This is a genomic window from Bordetella tumulicola (assembly GCF_965138755.1).
Taxonomy (GTDB): domain Bacteria; phylum Pseudomonadota; class Gammaproteobacteria; order Burkholderiales; family Burkholderiaceae_B; genus Bordetella_A; species Bordetella_A tumulicola.
Genome location: NZ_CBCSFP010000005.1, coordinates 119,912 through 137,510 on the forward strand (window position 1 = coordinate 119,912; position 17,599 = coordinate 137,510).

Here is a 17,599-nt window from a genome sequence, read left to right on the forward strand (position 1 = left end):
TGGTCCGCCTAGGCTAGCACATCGGCTTTTACGCAGAGTGCTTTTCGGCTGCCTCTTGCTGGGCATCCACGACGGCGAGTGCCGTCATGTTGACGATACGGCGCACGGTGGCGCTGGTGGTCAGGATGTGTACAGGGCGAGCGGCGCCCAACAGGATGGGACCCATGGCGATGCCGTTGCTGCCGGTCATTTTCAACATGTTGTAGGTGATGTTGCCCGTGTCGAGATTGGGCATGACCAACAGGTTTGCCCGGCCTTTGAGTTGGCTGTCGGGGTAGGCCTGTTGACGGATGCTTTCCGACAGGGCGGCGTCGGCGTGCATTTCTCCGTCGACTTCCAGTGAGGGCGCGCGTTGCGCCACGATGCGGCGTGCTTCGGACATTTTGCGCGACGATTCGGTCGAGCGACTGCCGAAGTTGGAGTGCGAGAGCAGGGCAGCCTTGGGCACGACGCCAAAGCGACGCATTTCGTGAGCGGCTTGCATGGTGATGTTGGCGACTTGTTCGGCCGACGGGTTTTCGTTGACATGCGTGTCAGTGACGAACAGCGTTTGGTCGGGCAGCATGAGCACGTTCAGCGCGGCATAGGTTTGTCCCGCTTTGCGGCCAATGATCTCGTCGACGTACTTCAACTGGTTGTCGTATTGGCTGGCGACTCCGCACAGCAATGCATCGGCATCGCCACGTTGCAGCAGCAAGGCGCCGATGAGCGTGTTGTGCTTGCGGATCATGGCTTTGGCGATGGCGGGGGTGACGCCTTCGCGGCCCTTCAGTTGGTAGTACGCGTTCCAGGTTTCGTTGAAACGGCTGTCGTCTTCGGGGTCGACGATCTCGATGGTTTCGCCGGGAATCAGGCGCAGGCCGGCTTTTTTGATGCGCATTTCGATGACGGACGGGCGCCCCACGAGGATGGGCTGCGCCAGTTTTTCATCGACAACGGTTTGCACTGCGCGCAGGACGCGTTCGTCTTCGCCGTCGGCATAGATCACGCGCTTGGGTGCTTGTTTGGCCTGGGCGAAAAGGGGGCGCATCAGTTGGCCCGAGTGGTACACAAAGCCCAGCAGTTTTTGGCGGTAGGCTTCGATGTCCTCGATAGGGCGAGCGGCGACGCCGGAGTCGGCGGCGGCCTGAGCGACGGCGGGGGCGATTTGGACGATCAGGCGTGGATCGAAGGGCTTGGGAATGATGTATTCCGGGCCGAACGACAGGTCCTGGCCAGCATAGGCGTGGGCGACTTCGTCATTTTGTTCGGCCTGTGCCAGCTCGGCAATGGCCTTGACGCAAGCCAGCTTCATTTCCTCGGTGATGCGCGAGGCACCCGCATCCATGGCGCCGCGGAAGATGAAGGGAAAGCACAAGACGTTGTTGACTTGGTTCGGATAGTCCGAGCGGCCGGTGGCGATGATGCAGTCGGGGCGCGCGGCGCGGGCGACTTCGGGACGGATCTCGGGTTCGGGGTTGGCCAGTGCCAGGATCAGCGGCTTGTCGGCCATGGTCTTGACCATGTCGGCAGTCAGTACGCCCGGGGCGGAGCAGCCCAGGAATACGTCAGCATCGCGCACGACGTCGGCCAGGGTGCGGGCGTCGGTTTTCTGCGCGTAGCGCTTTTTGTTGGGCTCCATGTTTTCGTCGCGGCCTTGCCAGATCACGCCGCGTGAGTCCACGACATAGATGTTCTCTAGCTTGATGCCCAGGTTAACCAGCAAGTCCAGGCAGGCAATGGCGGCCGCGCCCGCACCGGACACGGCCAGCTTGACCTTGCCGATATCTTTGCCTACGACCTTCAGTCCGTTCAGAATGGCGGCCGACGAGATGATGGCGGTGCCGTGCTGATCGTCGTGAAAGACGGGGATCTTCATGCGCTCGCGTAGCTTCTTCTCGATGTAGAAGCACTCGGGGGCTTTGATGTCTTCGAGGTTGATGCCGCCCAGTGTCGGTTCCAGCGCCGCAATGATGTCAACCAGTTTGTCGGGGTCGTTCTCGGCCAGTTCGATGTCGAACACGTCGATGCCGGCAAATTTCTTGAACAGGCAGCCTTTGCCTTCCATGACGGGTTTGGCGGCCAGCGGGCCGATGTTGCCCAAGCCCAGTACCGCAGTGCCGTTCGTGATCACGCCCACCAGGTTGGCGCGGGACGTGTACATCGAGGCGGCGTCTTCACCCTGGTCGAAAATGGCCATGCAGGCGGCTGCGACGCCGGGCGAATAGGCCAGCGAGAGGTCGTCCTGGTTTGCCAGTGTCTTGGTCGGTACGACCGAGATTTTGCCGGGGGTGGGATAGGCGTGATAATCAAGCGCCCGTTTGGTTAAGGTTTCGTCCATGATGGTGAAGGCCTATGCTGCACTGCTAACAAAGTAAAAAACGGGCCTGCAACAGGCCCGTCCGGGAATCGCGAAAGCACATATTTCAACAGAAAGCGAGGCGCGATGGTTGTTGCAGTGCAGCGAATCAACTTAACCAGGGGGGCGCGACGCGCAGCGAAGCACCCAGTTGTTCGCGGAGTACATCGCGCGCCGCTTGATGCTTCGGGTCCTGGTCGCAGAGCAGATCCAGGGCGTGCAACGCGATCCAGTCGGCGCTGACTTCAAAGAAGTCCCGCAAACGGGCGCGCGTATCGCTGCGGCCGAAACCGTCGGTACCCACCACGCGAAAAGGGGCGTGGACCCAGGCGCGGATCTGCTCGGGCACCGCACGGACATAGTCACTGGCGGCAACGACGGGAACGGCGTCGGGTAAACATTGTTCCAGCCAGCTTTGTGGGGGTGGGGAGCTCAGACCCAGGGCCCGGTCACGTTCGCAGGCTCGGCCATCGCGCGCCAGTTCAGAGAAACTCGTGACACTCCAGACCTCGGTGGCGATACCGAAGTCTTGCTCCAGCCGTTGGGCTGCACGTTGGGCCTCGTTGAGCATGGGCCCGGCCGCAAGCAGCCGCAGATGGGCGGGCGCCTGGGTGCAGGATTCCCCATCACCCGGGTTCGTCTGTGCTAGTCCGTCCGGTTGTGCAGCCCGAACTCGATGCATGCCTCGCAAAATGCCTTCGCGTGCTTGCTCGTTGGGCAGGTTGGGTTGGGCAAGATTTTCGTTGGTGACGGTCAGGTAATAGAACTCGTCGCATTGCTGGTCCAGCATGCGCTGCGTGCCGTGCTCGAGAATGACCGCGACCTCGTAGGCGTAGGCCGGATCGTAGGCGCGACAGTTGGGAACCGTGGACGCGATTAAATGGCTGGCGCCATCTTGATGCTGCAGGCCTTCGCCACCCAGCGTCGTGCGGCCCGAGGTCGCGCCGATCAAAAAACCGCGCGTGCGTTGATCCGCCGCCGCCCAGATCAGATCGCCGACGCGCTGAAAACCGAACATTGAATAATAAATATAGAAAGGCAGCATCGGCAGGTCATTGACCGAATAGCTGGTGCCGGCGGCCGTCCAGGACGAGATGGCGCCTGCCTCGGTGATGCCTTCTTCCAGAATTTGTCCGTCCAGGGCTTCGCGGTAGTGCAGCACCGAGCCGATGTCTTCGGGTTCGTATAACTGGCCCTGCGCCGAGTAAATACCGATCTGGCGAAACAGGTTGGCCATGCCAAACGTACGGGCCTCGTCGGCAACGATGGGCACGATGCGCTTGCCTAGCGTCTCGTCCTTGAGCAGTCCGCCCAGCATGCGCACGATAGCCATCGTGGAGGACATTTCTTTTCCATCGGCCTGCAAGGCGAATCGGGCCCATTGTTCGATGGGAGGCGTGGGCAGGCGAGGGGATGTCGTGCGGCGGCGTGGCAAATGGCCGCCCAGCGCGGCTCGGCGCGCTTGCAGGTAGCGCAGCTCCGCGCTGTCTGCCGTGGGTTTGTAGAACTTCAAGGCTAGGCAGTCGGCATCCGAAATGGGGAGGGCGAATCGGTCACGAAAGGCCAGCAGGGCTTGGTCGTCCAGCTTTTTCTGCTGGTGCGTGGTCATCTTCCCCTGGCCGGCGGTACCCATCCCGTAGCCCTTTTTGGTTTGTGCCAGAATGACCGTGGGCTGGCCACGGTGGTGTGCCGCGCGATGATAGGCAGCGTAGATCTTGACGATATCGTGGCCGCCGCGGCGCAATCGGTCGATCGCTTCGTCGGACCAGTCCGCCACCAACGCGGCGAGTTCGGGATTTTGATTGAAGAAATGGGCGCGGTTATAGGCGCCATCATTGGCCGCGAAAGTCTGGAATTGTCCATCGACGGTATGGGCAAAGGCGCGTGCGAGTGCGCCATCCGTGTCGCGTGCCAGCAGAGCATCCCAATCCCCGCCCCAGACCAGCTTGATGACATTCCAGCCCGCGCCGGCGTATAGCGTTTCCAGTTCGTCGATGATGCGGCCATTACCTCGGACCGGGCCGTCCAGGCGTTGCAGATTACAGTTCACGACGAACACGAGATTGTCGAGTTTTTCGCGGGCGGCCAGCGTCAGCGCCGCAATGGACTCGGGTTCGTCCATTTCGCCGTCGCCAAACAGTCCCCAGACTTTGCGATCGGATGGCTGTGCCAACGAACGGTGCTCAAGGTATCGCATGAAGCGCGCTTGATAAATGGCATTGATGGGGCCGATGCCCATCGACCCCGTGGGGAACTGCCAAAAATCGGGCATCAGCCACGGATGCGGATAGGAGGACAAGCCGCGCAAACCACGCTCGCGGGCAGTGATCTCCTGGCGGAAATGGGCTAGATCGTCCTCGCCTAGAAAGCCGTCAAGAAAGGCACGGGCGTACACCCCCGGAGCCGAGTGTGGCTGCAAATAGACCAGATCGCCGGCAAAGTTGTCGGTCGGCGCGCGGAAAAAATGATTGAAGCCAACCTCGAACAAATCGGCGGCCGAGGCGTAGCTGGCGATATGGCCGCCGAGCTCGCCATGTGCCTGATTGGCACGCACCACCATGGCCAGGGCATTCCAGCGATTGATCGATGCAATGCGCTCCTCGATGGCCAAGTCGCCCGGAAAAGGCGGCTCGTGGCGCAGCGCGATCGTATTGAGATAGGCACTGCGCGTCTGCCCGCCGGCGCGTACCCCCAGTGTCGCCGCCTGGCCGAGCAACGCATCCAGTACGTAGGCGGCGCGGGCAATACCCGCAGTCTGGACCAGCGAGAGCAGCGCCTCGCGCCATTCAGTGGTTTCTTCGGGGTCGAGGTCGTCGATCAGGGGCGAGATCACAGTGTCGAGCATGGCGATGGAAGTCTCCGTGTAGACGTCCATCCTAGCGCGTTCGTGCTGGCATAAGTCATCGAATATGCGCCATAAAACCGCCTGTGGCAGCATAATAATTGGGGAATTCAAAAATTAAAGGATAAATATGCTGACTGCCGCGCTGGATGCCATTGATCGTCGCATTTTGGGTATTTTGCAGACGGACTCCAACCTGACCAATGTTGAGTTGGCACGCCGCGTCCATTTGTCGCCCTCGCCCTGCCTGGCGCGCGTCAAGGCTCTCGAGGCGGCGGGCGTCATCCGGGGGTATGTGGCGCTGGCTGATCCCCTGCAGTTGGGATTGAGTTTGAATGTATTTATTCAGGTCAGTTTGGAAAAGCAGATCGAGCCCGAACTCGAGCGCTTCCAGAATGCCATGGCCGAATGTCCCGAGGTCATGGAGTGCTATCTGATGAGTGGCGATTCAGACTATTTGTTGCGCGTGGTGGTGCCCGACATCCAGGGGTTGGAGCACTTTGTGGTGAGCCGCTTGTCGCGCATCCCGGGAGTGCGCAATATTCGGTCGGGGTTCGCGTTAAAGCAGGTCAAATACCAGACCGCGCTGCCGCTGAGCTGACCCGTGCAGAGAAAAGGAGGGCGTTGAGAGGCGCGCAGGCCCGGTGACGGTGCCGTCTGGCGCTGGCGCCAGACGCGGCGCTTACGAGGCCGCCTGCAGCCAGGGCGCACGGCCGCCCAGCTCATGCAGGTGCTGAAGAAAATGCTCGGTCCGCGCGGAGCGGGCCTTGCGCGACGCCACCAGCGCCACGATGTTGGCGTCGGGCAAGTGCCAACCCGGCAGCAGTTCCACCAGCCGGCCCTGGCGCAGCAGGTCGGCGACGTCCCATTCGGAGCGCACCAGGACGCCCATGCCAGCCAAGGCCCAGTGGCGCGCGGCGCCGCCGTCGTTGCAGGCCAGTACCGGGTCTATGCGTACCGTGGCCATAGCGCCGTCGTCATGGCGCAGGCGCCACAGCGTGACGTCTTCGTCGTTCTCGCGCAGCGCGATGCAGTCGTGTTCGTGTAGCGCTTCCGGATGGTCGGGCACGCCACGCCGCTTCAGGTATGCAGGCGCGGCGCACAGCACACGCCGGTTGCGTGCCAAACGGTGCATGACGAGAGCCGAGTCGCGCAGTTCGCCGATGTGGATCAGCACATCCCAGGTGTGTGTGGCCAGACTGCCCGGCCGGTCGGACAGTGTCAGCGTGGCGGTGACCTCGGGGCACTGGCGCCGAAAGCGCGCGATGGCCGGTGCGACGTAGCGCTGCCCGAAGCCCAGCGGCGCCAGCACGCGCAGGTGGCCGGCCACTTGTCCGCGCCGGCTGGCCAGGGCGTCGGCCAGGCCACCGAGGTCGGCGCAAATGCCACGCGCCCGCTCGGCCAGCAGTTCTCCTTCGTCCGTCAATGCCATGCGCCGCCCCGAGCGGTCGACCAGACCGATGCCCAGCCGGCGTTCTAGCCCGGCGAGGCGCTGGGTGACCGCCGATGGGGTCACGTCCAGCTTTCGCGCCGCGTCCGTCAGTGAGTTGGCCGAGGCCAGCGCCAGGAAGAAAAGCAGATCGTCGCTGCTCAACATCGTAAGTATCAGCTAAATAAAGAATTAAGCTGTCATTAAACACCAGTCTCGATGGCTGCCGCATACTCGGCACAGGCCGTTCTTTCAATAATGTGCCGGGTCCACCGCCGGAATCCCGTCACTCCCGGAGACTATCTTGCGACGCCTGCTTTCATTCCTCCTGTTCTCGTTCGCCGCCAGCGCGGCCCCGGTCCATGCCGCCGATACCGGCTGGCCCGCCAAGCCGGTCACAGTCATCGTGGCATCGGCTGCGGGTGGTTCCGCCGATGTGCTGACCCGCCTGGTTCTGAACCACCTAGCCATTGCCACCGGTGCCAACTTTGTCGTCGAGAACCGGCCGGGTGCCGCTGGCGGCATCGGCATGGCGCAGATCGCCCGCGCCAAGCCCGACGGCTACACGCTGGGCTACGGCAATATCAATACGATGGCCGTCAATCCCGCCCTGTTCAACAAGCTGCCCTACGACCCCGTCAAGGACTTCACGGTGGTCGGCCGCATGTTCAACGTCTACAACCTGCTGGTGGTCGGCGCGGACTCTCCCGTCAAGAGCGTGGCTGACCTGATCGCGCTGGCGAAGTCCAAGCCCGGCGGACTGTCGTACGGCGCTGCCGGCATCGGCAGCAGCGGGCACATGGGCGGCGAGCTATTCAAGCATATGGCTGGCATCGATACGATGTTTGTGCCGTACAACGGCGACCCCGCCTCGCTGGCGGACTTGGCCGGCGGCCGCATCGATTACTCTTTCACCAATGCCTCTGTGGCCTGGCCGCTGGTGCAGGGCGGCAAGCTGCGCGCGCTGGCGATCACCAGCGCCCAGCGCGTGCCGTTCTTTCCCGACTTACCGACTTTGGCGGAGTCGGGGCTGCCCGGCTACGAGAACGTGTCCTGGGGTGGTCTGGTGTTCCCCAAGGGTACCCCCGATGCCATCGTGGACAAGTTGTCCGGGGCATTACAGAAGGTGCTGGCTAGCGACGCGCTGCGTGCAGATTTGGGCAAGCTGAGCGCGCGACCCGGCGAAGGCGACCGCACTGATTTCGCGCGCTACATCGCCGCCGAGCAAAAGAAGTGGGCCGACTTGATCGACACTGCCCATATCGAAAAACAGAACTGATGGTCGCGACTGCTATGACTGCCGTTCCCGCCACGCCCCGCATTGCCATCCTGGGCTTTGCCATCGAGTCCAATCGCTTCGCGCCGGTCTCAGGACGCGACGATTTTGAATCTCGTGCTTACCTGGCCGGTGAATCGATGCTGGCCGACGCTCGCAGCGCCGCGCCCGCCATGACGCCGGAGATTCCCGCCTTCGTGCGCCGAATGGACCGACGCGGGCCATGGACCCCAGTACCCATTCTGTTCGCCAACGCCGAGTCCGGTGGTCCAGTGGAGCATGCGTTCTTCCTGGATACGCTAGCGCAGTTCGAGCGGGGCTTGCGCGCCGCGCTGCCGGTGGATGCCGTCTATCTCTGCGAGCACGGTGCGGCCATCACCACCGAAGAGCAGGATCCCGACGGCCTGGTGTTCCAGCGGGTGCGGGCCATCGTGGGGCCGGACGTGCCCGTGGTCGCCACCGTCGACTTACATGCCAATGTGTCGGACCGGATGGTCGACGAGGTGGACGTGCTGATCTCGTACCGCCGCAATCCCCACACTGACATGGCCGAGCGTGGCACTGAGGCGGCCGACGTGCTGAGTTCGTTGATGGAGGGCCTGCGCGTTGCGGTGGCGCACGTACGCATGCCGGTGGTGGCGCCGCCCACGCAGTTGTTGACGGCGCCCGGCACCGGCCCGTACGCGGACATGATTCATGCGGCCGAGGCCATGGATGACCCGCGTCTGGTGAATGTGTCGGTGGTAGGTGGTTTCGCCTATGGCGACACAGGCAAGAACGGGCTGACGATACTGGTGACCACCAAGGGTGACGGCGACTACGCGCGCGCCACGGCGCACACGCTGGCGGAGCATGCCTGGCGCGAGCGCGCAGCCTTCACGCCCGAACTAATGTCTTTGCCCAGGGCGGTCGAACTCGCGCGCCGGGCGGGCGTGGAGCCTGGCACGTCTGCGGTGTTGTTGGCCGACGTGGCCGATAACCCTGGCGGGGGCGCCCGCGGCAACACGCCGTTTCTGCTACGAGCCTTGATCGAGGGCGGAGTGCAGGGCGCCATCCTAGGCGTCGTGACCGATCCCGCCCTGGCGGCTGAAGCCCATGCCGCTGGCGAGGGCGCAGCGATCGAAGCCCACTTCAACCGCGACGAGACGACGGTGTATTCCGAGGCCTACACGGCGCCGGCAACGGTGCTGAAGTTGCATGGTGGTCGTGGTGTGGGCCGGCGCGGTCAACTGGCCGGCTGCAGCTTCAATCTGGGGCCCAGCGCACTACTGCAGGTGGGCGGCGTGCAGGTGGTGGTGATCACTAACCGGCATCAGTGTCACGAGCCGATGTTCTTTGAAATGTTCGGCCTGGATATCGCCGCCGCTCGTACCGTGGTCGTGAAATCGCGCGGGCATTTCCGGGCGGCCTTCGACGAGTTCTTCCCGCCGCAACATATTTACAACGTGGATGCGCCGGGGCTGACATCGCCCATGCTGGCGCGCTTCGATTTCCGTAACCTACCTCGGCCCGTGGTGCCGCTGGATGCGCTGGCCGACTGGTCGCCGCACGCGCGGCTACGGGGCCAGCCATAGAATTCCTGCCTTACCGGAGATACTGGAAGATGACGAGCGACAAGACGGCTGCGGCCTCCACCCTCGAAGCACTTGACACGCCCTGCCTGCTGCTGGACGAGCCGCGCATGCAAGCCAATATCGAGCGCCTGAAGACGCGCATGGCGCGCCTGGGTGTGACATTGCGTCCCCATCTGAAAACGCCCAAATCGATCGACGTGGCGCGGCTGCTAATGGAAACCCCCGCAGGGCCAGCCGCCGTCTCGACGCTCCAAGAGGCCGAGCAGTTCGCGCGCGCTGGCGTGCGGGACATCCTCTACGCAGTGGGGGTGTCGCCCGCCAAACTGGACCGCGTGCTGGCGCTGCGCGCTTATGGCACTGACCTGACGGTGGTCGTTGATAGCGTGGCCGGTGCGCAGGCGGTGGCGGCGCGGTCGCGCGCGGCTGGCGCGCCGATTCCGGCGCTGATCGAGATCGATTCCGACGGCCATCGCGCTGGCGTGCGGCCTGACCAGGCTGAGCTGCTGTGCGCCATCGGCCGCGCCTTGGAAGACGGTGGCGCGCAGCTGCGTGGCGTCCTGACGCATGCCGGAGAGTCATACAGCTCGCCTGACGAGGATGCGATCCGTACCATGGCCGAGCGCGAGCGCCGCGCCGCGGTTGACGCTGCCCAGGCGCTGCGCGCGGGCGGCCTACCGTGCCCGGTGGTCAGTGTAGGGTCGACGCCGACTGCCATGTTTGCGGAGAATCTGGATGGTGTGACAGAGGTGCGAGCCGGTGTGTTCGTATTCTTCGACCTGTTCATGGCCGGCCTGGGCGTGTGTCGTCAGGACGACATCGCGCTGTCGGTCCTGACCACGGTGATCGGCCACCAGCCCGAGAAAGACTGGATTCTGGTCGACGCCGGCTGGATGGCAATGTCGCGCGACCGCGGCACCGCTGGCCAGCCTGTCGACCAATACTATGGCGTGGTGTGCGACGTGCAGGGCAGGCCATTTGCGGACCTCGTGCTCAAACAGACCAACCAGGAGCAGGGCATCGTTATGCGCCGCCCCGGCACCAGCGCGCCACTGCCGCAGTTGCCGCTGGGCACGCGCCTGCGCATCCTTCCCAATCATGCCTGCGCCACCGGCGCGCAGCACGACAGCTACCACGTCGTGCGCGGCACCTCGCCGGAGGTGCTTGCATGCTGGCCGCGTTTCCGCGGTTGGTAAAGGAAGGACGACTCGAGAAGACGATACGCTGTCGGTCCTCGACATGTATGCCGTGAAGGTGCTGTGGGGCATGGAACAGGTGCCCGAGGCCGTGTCCGACATCCAGGAGGTGGAGCACTTTGTGGTGAGTTGCTTATCGCCCATTCTCGGCGTTCGCAATATTCGTTCAGGTTTTGCGTTAAAGCAGGTGAAATATCAGATCGAGTTAACGTTGAGATAATGGTCGTGTCGTGAGCTTGGCGCTAGAATCTGCAACACTCTTGACTCCGCCCCACTTTTTTCAAGGACTTCTCGACTCATGACACAGCCTGTGCGCGTGCCCGATTCGACGATATTGCCCGAACTGACACTGCGTGGCGTGATTATTGGCGCCTTGATTACGGTGGTTTTTACGGCATCGAACGTGTTTCTGGGCCTGAAGGTCGGGCTGACGTTTTCATCCGCCATCCCGGCCGCGGTGATTTCCATGTCGGTGCTCAAGATGTTCCAGAACGCCAACATCCTGGAAAACAACATGGTGCAGACTCAGGCGTCGGCCGCGGGCACCTTGTCAGCCATTATTTTTATTTTGCCGGCGCTGGTCATGATGGGACATTGGCAAGGGTTTCCGTTTTGGCAAACCTTTGGTATCTGCGCGGCGGGCGGCATGCTGGGCGTGATGTTCACGATCCCGCTGCGCCACATCATGGTCGTGCAAAGTGATTTGCCGTATCCCGAGGGCGTGGCGGCGGCGGAAATCTTGCGGGTGGGGAGTGGCGGGGCCGACGATGCCACGCACAGTGGCAAACGCGTCGCAACGGGTATGGCCGATATCGTCAGCGGTGCCGGGGTCGCGGCCGTGGTCAGCTTTGCGTCCAGCGGCCTGCGCGTCCTGGGCGATGCAGTCAGCGTGTGGCCCACCATCGGTGCCGCGGTGTTCCGCTTGCCCATGGGGTTTTCCTTGGCCTTGATGGGCGCGGGCTACCTGATCGGGATCGTCGCCGGTCTGGCGATGCTGATAGGGTTGGTGATTGCGTGGGGGGTGGCCGTCCCGGTGCTGACGGCCTTGGGTGACCCGCCCGCCGGGCAGTCGGTAGTCGAATACGCCAATGGACTCTGGAGCTCGCAAGTTCGATTCATTGGGGCCGGGGTCATTGGCGTGGGCGCCATCTGGACGCTGGGAACGCTATTCATGCCCATGATGCGGGGGATCAAAACATCCTTCTCGGCCTTTAGCCGGGCGGGTGCCGCAGCGCAAGGGGCGGCGCCGCGTACCGAGCAAGATCTGTCGGCGCGCTGGATTGCGGTGGTTACCCTGGTGTTGGTCGCCATCCTCGTGTTTACGTTCGCCTCGTTTTTGCGCGCCGAGCCGGCTTCGGCGGGCGTGGTGGCGTTGCTGGTGGCGTGCTCGGTGGCCTTTGCCTTTATTTTTGGCTTTCTGGTGGCGGCCGCTTGCGGCTATATGGCGGGCCTGGTGGGGTCGTCCACCAGCCCGATCTCTGGCGTCGGGATCGTCGCCATCATGCTGGTGTCACTGTTGATGCTGGGATTGGAGAGTGCGACGGGCTTGTTGGGCAACCAAGAGGGCGTGCAGTTGGCCATTGCCCTGGCGATTTTCACCACGTCGGCAGTTGTTGCGGTGGCCTCTATTGCGAATGACAACCTGCAGGACCTGAAAACCGGCTGGCTGGTCGGGGCGACGCCCTGGCGCCAGCAGATCGCGCTATTAATCGGCTGCGTGGTGGGAGCTATCGTGATTTCCCCGATCCTCGAGCTGCTCTATAACGCTTACGGTTTTTCCGGGGCGCTGCCGCGTTCGGGGATGGATCCCGAGCAGGCGCTGTCGGCGCCGCAGGCCACCCTCATGCTGGCGATTGCCCAAGGAATTTTTACCCATCAATTGAACTGGCTCATGATTCTGATCGGCGTGGCGGTCGGCGTCGCCCTGATTATTGTGGACCGGGTTTTAGAGCGAACTTGCCGAGTTGCCCGGATACCCGTGCTGGCCGTGGGAATCGGGATATATTTGCCGCCGACAGTCAGTGCGCCGCTGGTGGTGGGGGCCGTGCTGGGATGGTTGATAGAACGTGTCTTGCGGCGTCGTGCCCAGCAGGCCGATCAGTCCTATGACACCTATGCCGAGCTTCCCAGCCGGCGCGGTACGTTGCTCGCCTCGGGACTGATTGTGGGAGAAAGCCTGATCGGGGTCCTGATGGCGGCGATCATTGGCGCCACGGGCAACGAGGCGCCGCTGGCCCTGGTGGGGCAAGGATTCGAACCGATCGCCGATTGGCTGGGCCTGGCGGTGTTTGCCACGGTGGCGGTGCTGTTCTACCGACGCATTATGTCCGCAGCCGGACAGCCGGGGCGATAGGTTGCGCTCGGTATTACTGAAACCACCCGTAATGACTTCGTGGTTTTCTCGTCACGGCCTGGGACAAAATTTTCTCGGGCCGGACATCAAAAACTCCATACTCATAATGGGCATCATGACGGATGTTGCCTGAGGTTTGCGGTTTATGCCGATTTTGAGGGGTGAAATCGTGTGCAAGGCATATGTGGCAGTGCGACAAGACAGGCACAGGCCCCCGGAGTATACTTTCACGTCATAGGCTTTCAGGGCTTGTACGTGCCTTCTGCCCCCTGCTATCCGCTAACGGGAAGCCCGTGTTGCGGAAGGTTTTCCTGCATCGTATCGAGTGAAGCACTCGCCAAGGTGAAGCAATAAAATGTCTTCCGAATCAGAATCTCTTTCCACCTCTTATCTATTTGGTGGTAATGCCCCCTACGTCGAAGAGATGTACGAGGCTTACCTCGACAATCCAGGCTCGGTGCCTGACAACTGGCGAGACTATTTCGACCAGCTGCAACACACCCCCGCTACCGACGGCCAAGAAGCCACCCGCGATCAGGCGCATGCGCCCATCGTCGAGTCCTTTGCGTTGCGTGCCCGCAGCAACGGCTTTGTACAGCATTCGGCCCAGCCCGATCTGTCCGTTGCCAGCAAGCAGGTCTCGGTTCAGTCACTGATCGCCGCCTACCGTTCGTATGGCGCGCGCTGGGCCGACCTGGATCCGCTCAAGCGCCAGGAACGTCCCGCGATCCCCGAGCTCGACCCGGCCTTCTACGGTCTGAGCGAAGCCGATCTGGATCAAACTTACTCGGCCACCAATACCTACTTCACGACCGCCAGCACCATGACGCTGCGCGACATCCTGAAGGCGCTGCGTGATACCTACTGCCGCAGCATCGGTGCCGAATACACGCATATCCCCGATCCCGCCGCCAAGCGCTGGATCCAGGAACGTCTGGAAAAAACCTTCGGTGCGGCGGCTTATAGCACCGAAGAAAAACGCCACATCCTGCAGCAATTGACCGAGTCCGAAGGCCTCGAGCGCTTTTTGCACACCAAGTATGTTGGCCAAAAGCGTTTCTCCCTCGAAGGCGGCGAAAGCTTCATCGCCTCGATGGACGAGGTCGTGAACCACGCCGGCGAATCCGGCGTCCAGGAAATCGTGGTGGGCATGGCTCACCGTGGTCGCCTGAACCTGCTGGTCAACATCATGGGCAAGATGCCCGGTGACTTGTTTGCCGAGTTCGAGGGCAAGCACGCCGAAGGTCTGACCGATGGTGACGTGAAATACCACAACGGTTTTTCCAGCGATCTGTCCACGCGTGGCGGTCCCGTTCACCTGTCGCTCGCATTCAACCCCTCGCACCTGGAAATCGTGAACCCGGTCGTCGAAGGTAGCGTCCGTGCACGCCAAGAGCGTCGCGGCGACACCGACGGCAAGCAAGTGTTGCCAGTGCTGGTGCACGGCGATGCGGCCTTTGCCGGGCAGGGCGTTGTCATGGAAACCCTGAACCTCGCGCAAACGCGCGGTTATGGTACGGGCGGCACGCTGCATATCGTCATCAACAACCAGATCGGTTTCACGACGTCTGACCCGCGCGATACGCGTTCGACGCTGTATTGCACCGACGTGGTCAAGATGATTGCGGCCCCTGTGTTCCACGTCAATGGCGATGATCCCGAAGCCGTGGTGTTCGCAACCAAGCTGGCGCTGGACTACCGTTTGCAGTTCTGCCACGACGTGGTGCTGGATATCGTCTGCTTCCGTAAACTCGGCCACAACGAGCAAGACACCCCGTCGCTGACCCAGCCCTTGATGTACAAGCGCATCGGTCATCACCCCGGCACGCGCAAACTGTACGCCGACAAGCTCACGGCTCAGGGCGTGTTGGCTGAAGGCGAAGCCGACCAATTGGTGAAAGACTATCGCCAGCTCATGGAAGACGGCCAGCGCACGATCGAGCCCGTGCTGACCGACTACAAGAGCAAGTACGCGATCGACTGGTCCCCCTTCCTGGGCGCCAAGTGGACAGATCAGGCGGACACCGCTGTGCCGCTGGCTGAGCTCAAGCGCATCGGCGAGCGCATCACCACGGTGCCCGAGGGCTTTACGGTGCACCCGCTGGTCAACAAGCTGCTGAACGACCGTCGCAACATGGCCAAGGGTGATATCAACCTGGATTGGGGCATGGGCGAACATCTGGCGTTTGCGACGCTGGTGGCGTCGGGCTACGCCATTCGCATCACTGGGCAGGATTCGGGCCGCGGTACGTTTACCCACCGCCACGCTGTGCTGCATGATCAAAATCGTGAGCGTTGGGATGATGGCACCTATGTGCCGCTGCAAAACGTCTCTGACGGTCAGGCGCCGTTCACGGTGATCGACTCGGTGTTGTCCGAAGAAGCCGTGTTGGGCTTCGAATACGGCTACTCCAGCGCCGAGCCGAACACGCTGACCATCTGGGAAGCCCAGTTCGGTGACTTCGTCAACGGCGCGCAGGTGGTGATCGACCAGTTCATCAGTTCGGGCGAGGCCAAATGGGGCCGTCAGTCGGGTCTGACGCTGATGCTGCCGCACGGTTACGAAGGCCAGGGTCCGGAGCACTCGTCGGGCCGTATCGAGCGGTTCCTCCAACTGTGCGCGGACAACAACATCCAGGTGGTTCAACCGTCCTCGGCTTCGCAGATTTTCCACCTGCTGCGTCGCCAGATGATTCGCCCGTTCCGCAAGCCGCTGGTGATTTTCACGCCGAAGTCGCTGCTGCGTAACAAGGATGCGGGTTCGCCGCTGACCGACTTGGCGGGTGGCAGCTTCCGTCCCGTGATTGGTGAGGTCGATGACACGATCGACCCCAGCAAGGTCACGCGTGTTCTGGCTTGCTCGGGCAAGGTTTACTACGATCTGGTCCATGCTCGCCGCGAGCGTGAGGCTAACAACGTCGCCATCCTGCGCGTTGAGCAACTGTATCCGTTCGCTCACAAAGCATTCGAAACCGAACTGCGCAAGTACGGCAACGTGACCGAAGTGATCTGGGTGCAAGACGAGCCCCAGAACCAAGGTCCGTGGTTCTATGTCCAGCATCATCTGTACGAGAACATGGCCGACGGCCAAAAGCTCGGTTATGCCGGTCGTCCGGCTTCGGCGTCGCCTGCGGTAGGCTACCTGGCCAAGCACCAAGAGCAACAGAAGGCATTGCTGGAGCAAGCTTTCGCCGCGAAATACAAAGGCTTCATGCTGGCTAAATAAGCTCAGTCGCCGATATCGAACTCTTATTCAACGGAATTTATTACCATGGCTATTACTGACGTTGTTGTCCCCCAGTTGTCCGAATCCGTGTCCGAAGCGACGCTGCTGACCTGGAAGAAAAAGGCGGGTGAGGCGGTCGAAGCCGACGAGATCCTGATCGAAGTCGAAACCGACAAGGTGGTGCTGGAAGTCCCGGCACCTGCATCGGGCGTGTTGTCCGAGATCGTCGAAGCCGACGGCGCAACGGTGACTGCGGGTCAATTGCTCGCCAAGATCGATACGGCTGCCAAGGCGGCTGCCGCGCCGGCCGCTGAAGCCAAGGCTGAGGTTGCTGCCGCGGCTCCTCCCCCGGCTGGCGCCGCACCGGCTTCGTCGGGCTCGTCAGCTTCGGCTGGTGTGGCTTCGCCGGCTGCTGCCAAGATCCTGTCCGAAAAGGGCGTGGACGCTGCCAACGTAGCAGGCACGGGTCGTGACGGTCGCGTGACCAAGGCTGATGCGCAAGCCGCTAGCGCTGCGCCGGCCAAGGCCGCTGCGGCACCCGCTCCGACGTCGATGTCGCTGGATGGCCGTCCGGAACAGCGCGTGCCGATGAGCCGCCTGCGCGCGCGTATTGCGGAGCGTCTGCTGCAGTCGCAACAAGAAAACGCCATATTGACCACGTTCAACGAGGTCAATATGCAGGCGGTGATCAGCCTGCGCAACAAGTACAAAGAGAAATTCGAGAAAGACCACGGTGTCAAGCTGGGCTTTATGTCGTTCTTCGTCAAGGCGGCCGTGGCTGCCCTGAAAAAGTACCCGCTGATCAACGCGTCGATCGACGGCAAGGACATTATCTATCACGGTTATTTTGATATCGGTATTGCGGTGGGTAGCCCCCGTGGTCTGGTGGTGCCGATTCTGCGCAACGCCGATCAGTTGTCGATTGCCGAGATCGAGAAGACGATTGGTGATTTCGGCAAGCGTGCGGCGGATGGCAAGCTGGGCATTGAGGAAATGACCGGCGGTACGTTCTCGATTTCGAACGGTGGTGTGTTTGGTTCGATGTTGTCGACCCCGATCATCAACCCGCCGCAATCCGCGATTCTGGGCGTGCATGCGACCAAGGATCGTGCGGTCGTTGAAAACGGCCAGATCGTGATCCGTCCGATGAACTATCTGGCGCTGTCGTATGACCACCGGATCATTGATGGTCGCGAAGCCGTGTTGGGTCTGGTGGCGATGAAAGATGCGCTGGAAGATCCGCAGCGTTTGTTGTTGGACCTGTAATTTTTGCGTCGGTGTTGATGGGCGTAGAGATGGGCTCTTTAGTCGCGCTATGCCGGGGTCAAAGGGCTTCGGTGTGGCGGGCCCTATCGGCCGGTCTGGCCG

At 62.2% G+C, this 17,599-nt stretch carries 11 protein-coding genes; 8 read left to right on the forward strand and 3 right to left on the reverse strand.

What is annotated here, in order from left to right; genetic code table 11:
- Window positions 1–28 precede the first annotated feature (28 nt).
- Window positions 29–2,320, reverse strand: a complete 2,292-nt coding sequence (locus ACNAZS_RS14765; protein WP_415790566.1) for an NADP-dependent malic enzyme — start codon at window positions 2,318–2,320, stop codon at window positions 29–31.
- 127 nt (window positions 2,321–2,447) lie between these two features.
- Window positions 2,448–5,183, reverse strand: coding sequence for an alpha-ketoglutarate dehydrogenase (mdeB, locus tag ACNAZS_RS14770; protein ID WP_415790920.1), 2,736 nt, complete (start codon window positions 5,181–5,183; stop codon window positions 2,448–2,450).
- Between the two features lie 127 nt (window positions 5,184–5,310).
- Between mdeB and ACNAZS_RS14775 the strand changes: the two genes are divergently transcribed.
- Window positions 5,311–5,781: an Lrp/AsnC family transcriptional regulator gene (locus tag ACNAZS_RS14775; RefSeq protein ID WP_415790568.1), complete on the forward strand. Its 471-nt coding sequence runs from the start codon at window positions 5,311–5,313 to the stop codon at window positions 5,779–5,781.
- 81 nt (window positions 5,782–5,862) lie between these two features.
- Here the strand turns inward: ACNAZS_RS14775 and ACNAZS_RS14780 are convergent, their stop codons facing one another.
- Entirely contained in the window at window positions 5,863–6,777 is a 915-nt protein-coding gene (locus ACNAZS_RS14780) for a LysR family transcriptional regulator (protein WP_415790570.1), read from the reverse strand.
- 136 nt (window positions 6,778–6,913) lie between these two features.
- Here ACNAZS_RS14780 and ACNAZS_RS14785 point away from each other — a divergent pair, with 136 nt between their 5' ends.
- The 7 genes from ACNAZS_RS14785 (at window position 6,914) to odhB (ending at window position 17,497) form a co-directional block, all read left to right on the forward strand.
- On the forward strand, window positions 6,914–7,888 hold the full coding sequence (locus tag ACNAZS_RS14785) for a Bug family tripartite tricarboxylate transporter substrate binding protein (RefSeq protein ID WP_460475294.1): 975 nt from the start codon (window positions 6,914–6,916) through the stop codon (window positions 7,886–7,888).
- Window positions 7,889–7,902: 14 nt separating this feature from the next.
- Entirely contained in the window at window positions 7,903–9,459 is a 1,557-nt protein-coding gene (locus ACNAZS_RS14790; protein WP_415790572.1) for a M81 family metallopeptidase, read from the forward strand.
- A gap of 29 nt (window positions 9,460–9,488) precedes the next feature.
- Window positions 9,489–10,652 (forward strand): DSD1 family PLP-dependent enzyme, encoded by a 1,164-nt coding sequence (locus ACNAZS_RS14795; protein ID WP_415790574.1) that lies wholly within the window; start codon window positions 9,489–9,491, stop codon window positions 10,650–10,652.
- Window positions 10,653–10,695: 43 nt separating this feature from the next.
- Window positions 10,696–10,872 carry a hypothetical protein gene (locus ACNAZS_RS14800; protein WP_415790576.1) on the forward strand — a complete coding sequence of 59 codons (177 nt, stop codon included), beginning with the start codon at window positions 10,696–10,698 and terminating at the stop codon, window positions 10,870–10,872.
- 78 nt (window positions 10,873–10,950) lie between these two features.
- A complete protein-coding gene (locus ACNAZS_RS14805) occupies window positions 10,951–13,005 on the forward strand; it encodes an OPT family oligopeptide transporter (protein ID WP_415790578.1) in 2,055 nt (684 codons plus the stop codon).
- A gap of 355 nt (window positions 13,006–13,360) precedes the next feature.
- Window positions 13,361–16,231 carry a 2-oxoglutarate dehydrogenase E1 component gene (locus tag ACNAZS_RS14810; protein WP_415790580.1) on the forward strand — a complete coding sequence of 957 codons (2,871 nt, stop codon included), beginning with the start codon at window positions 13,361–13,363 and terminating at the stop codon, window positions 16,229–16,231.
- Window positions 16,232–16,276: 45 nt separating this feature from the next.
- The gene (gene odhB / locus ACNAZS_RS14815) at window positions 16,277–17,497 is read left to right on the forward strand and encodes a 2-oxoglutarate dehydrogenase complex dihydrolipoyllysine-residue succinyltransferase (protein WP_415790582.1); all 1,221 of its coding nucleotides are present in this window, start codon (window positions 16,277–16,279) and stop codon (window positions 17,495–17,497) included.
- Window positions 17,498–17,599: the final 102 nt, after the last annotated feature.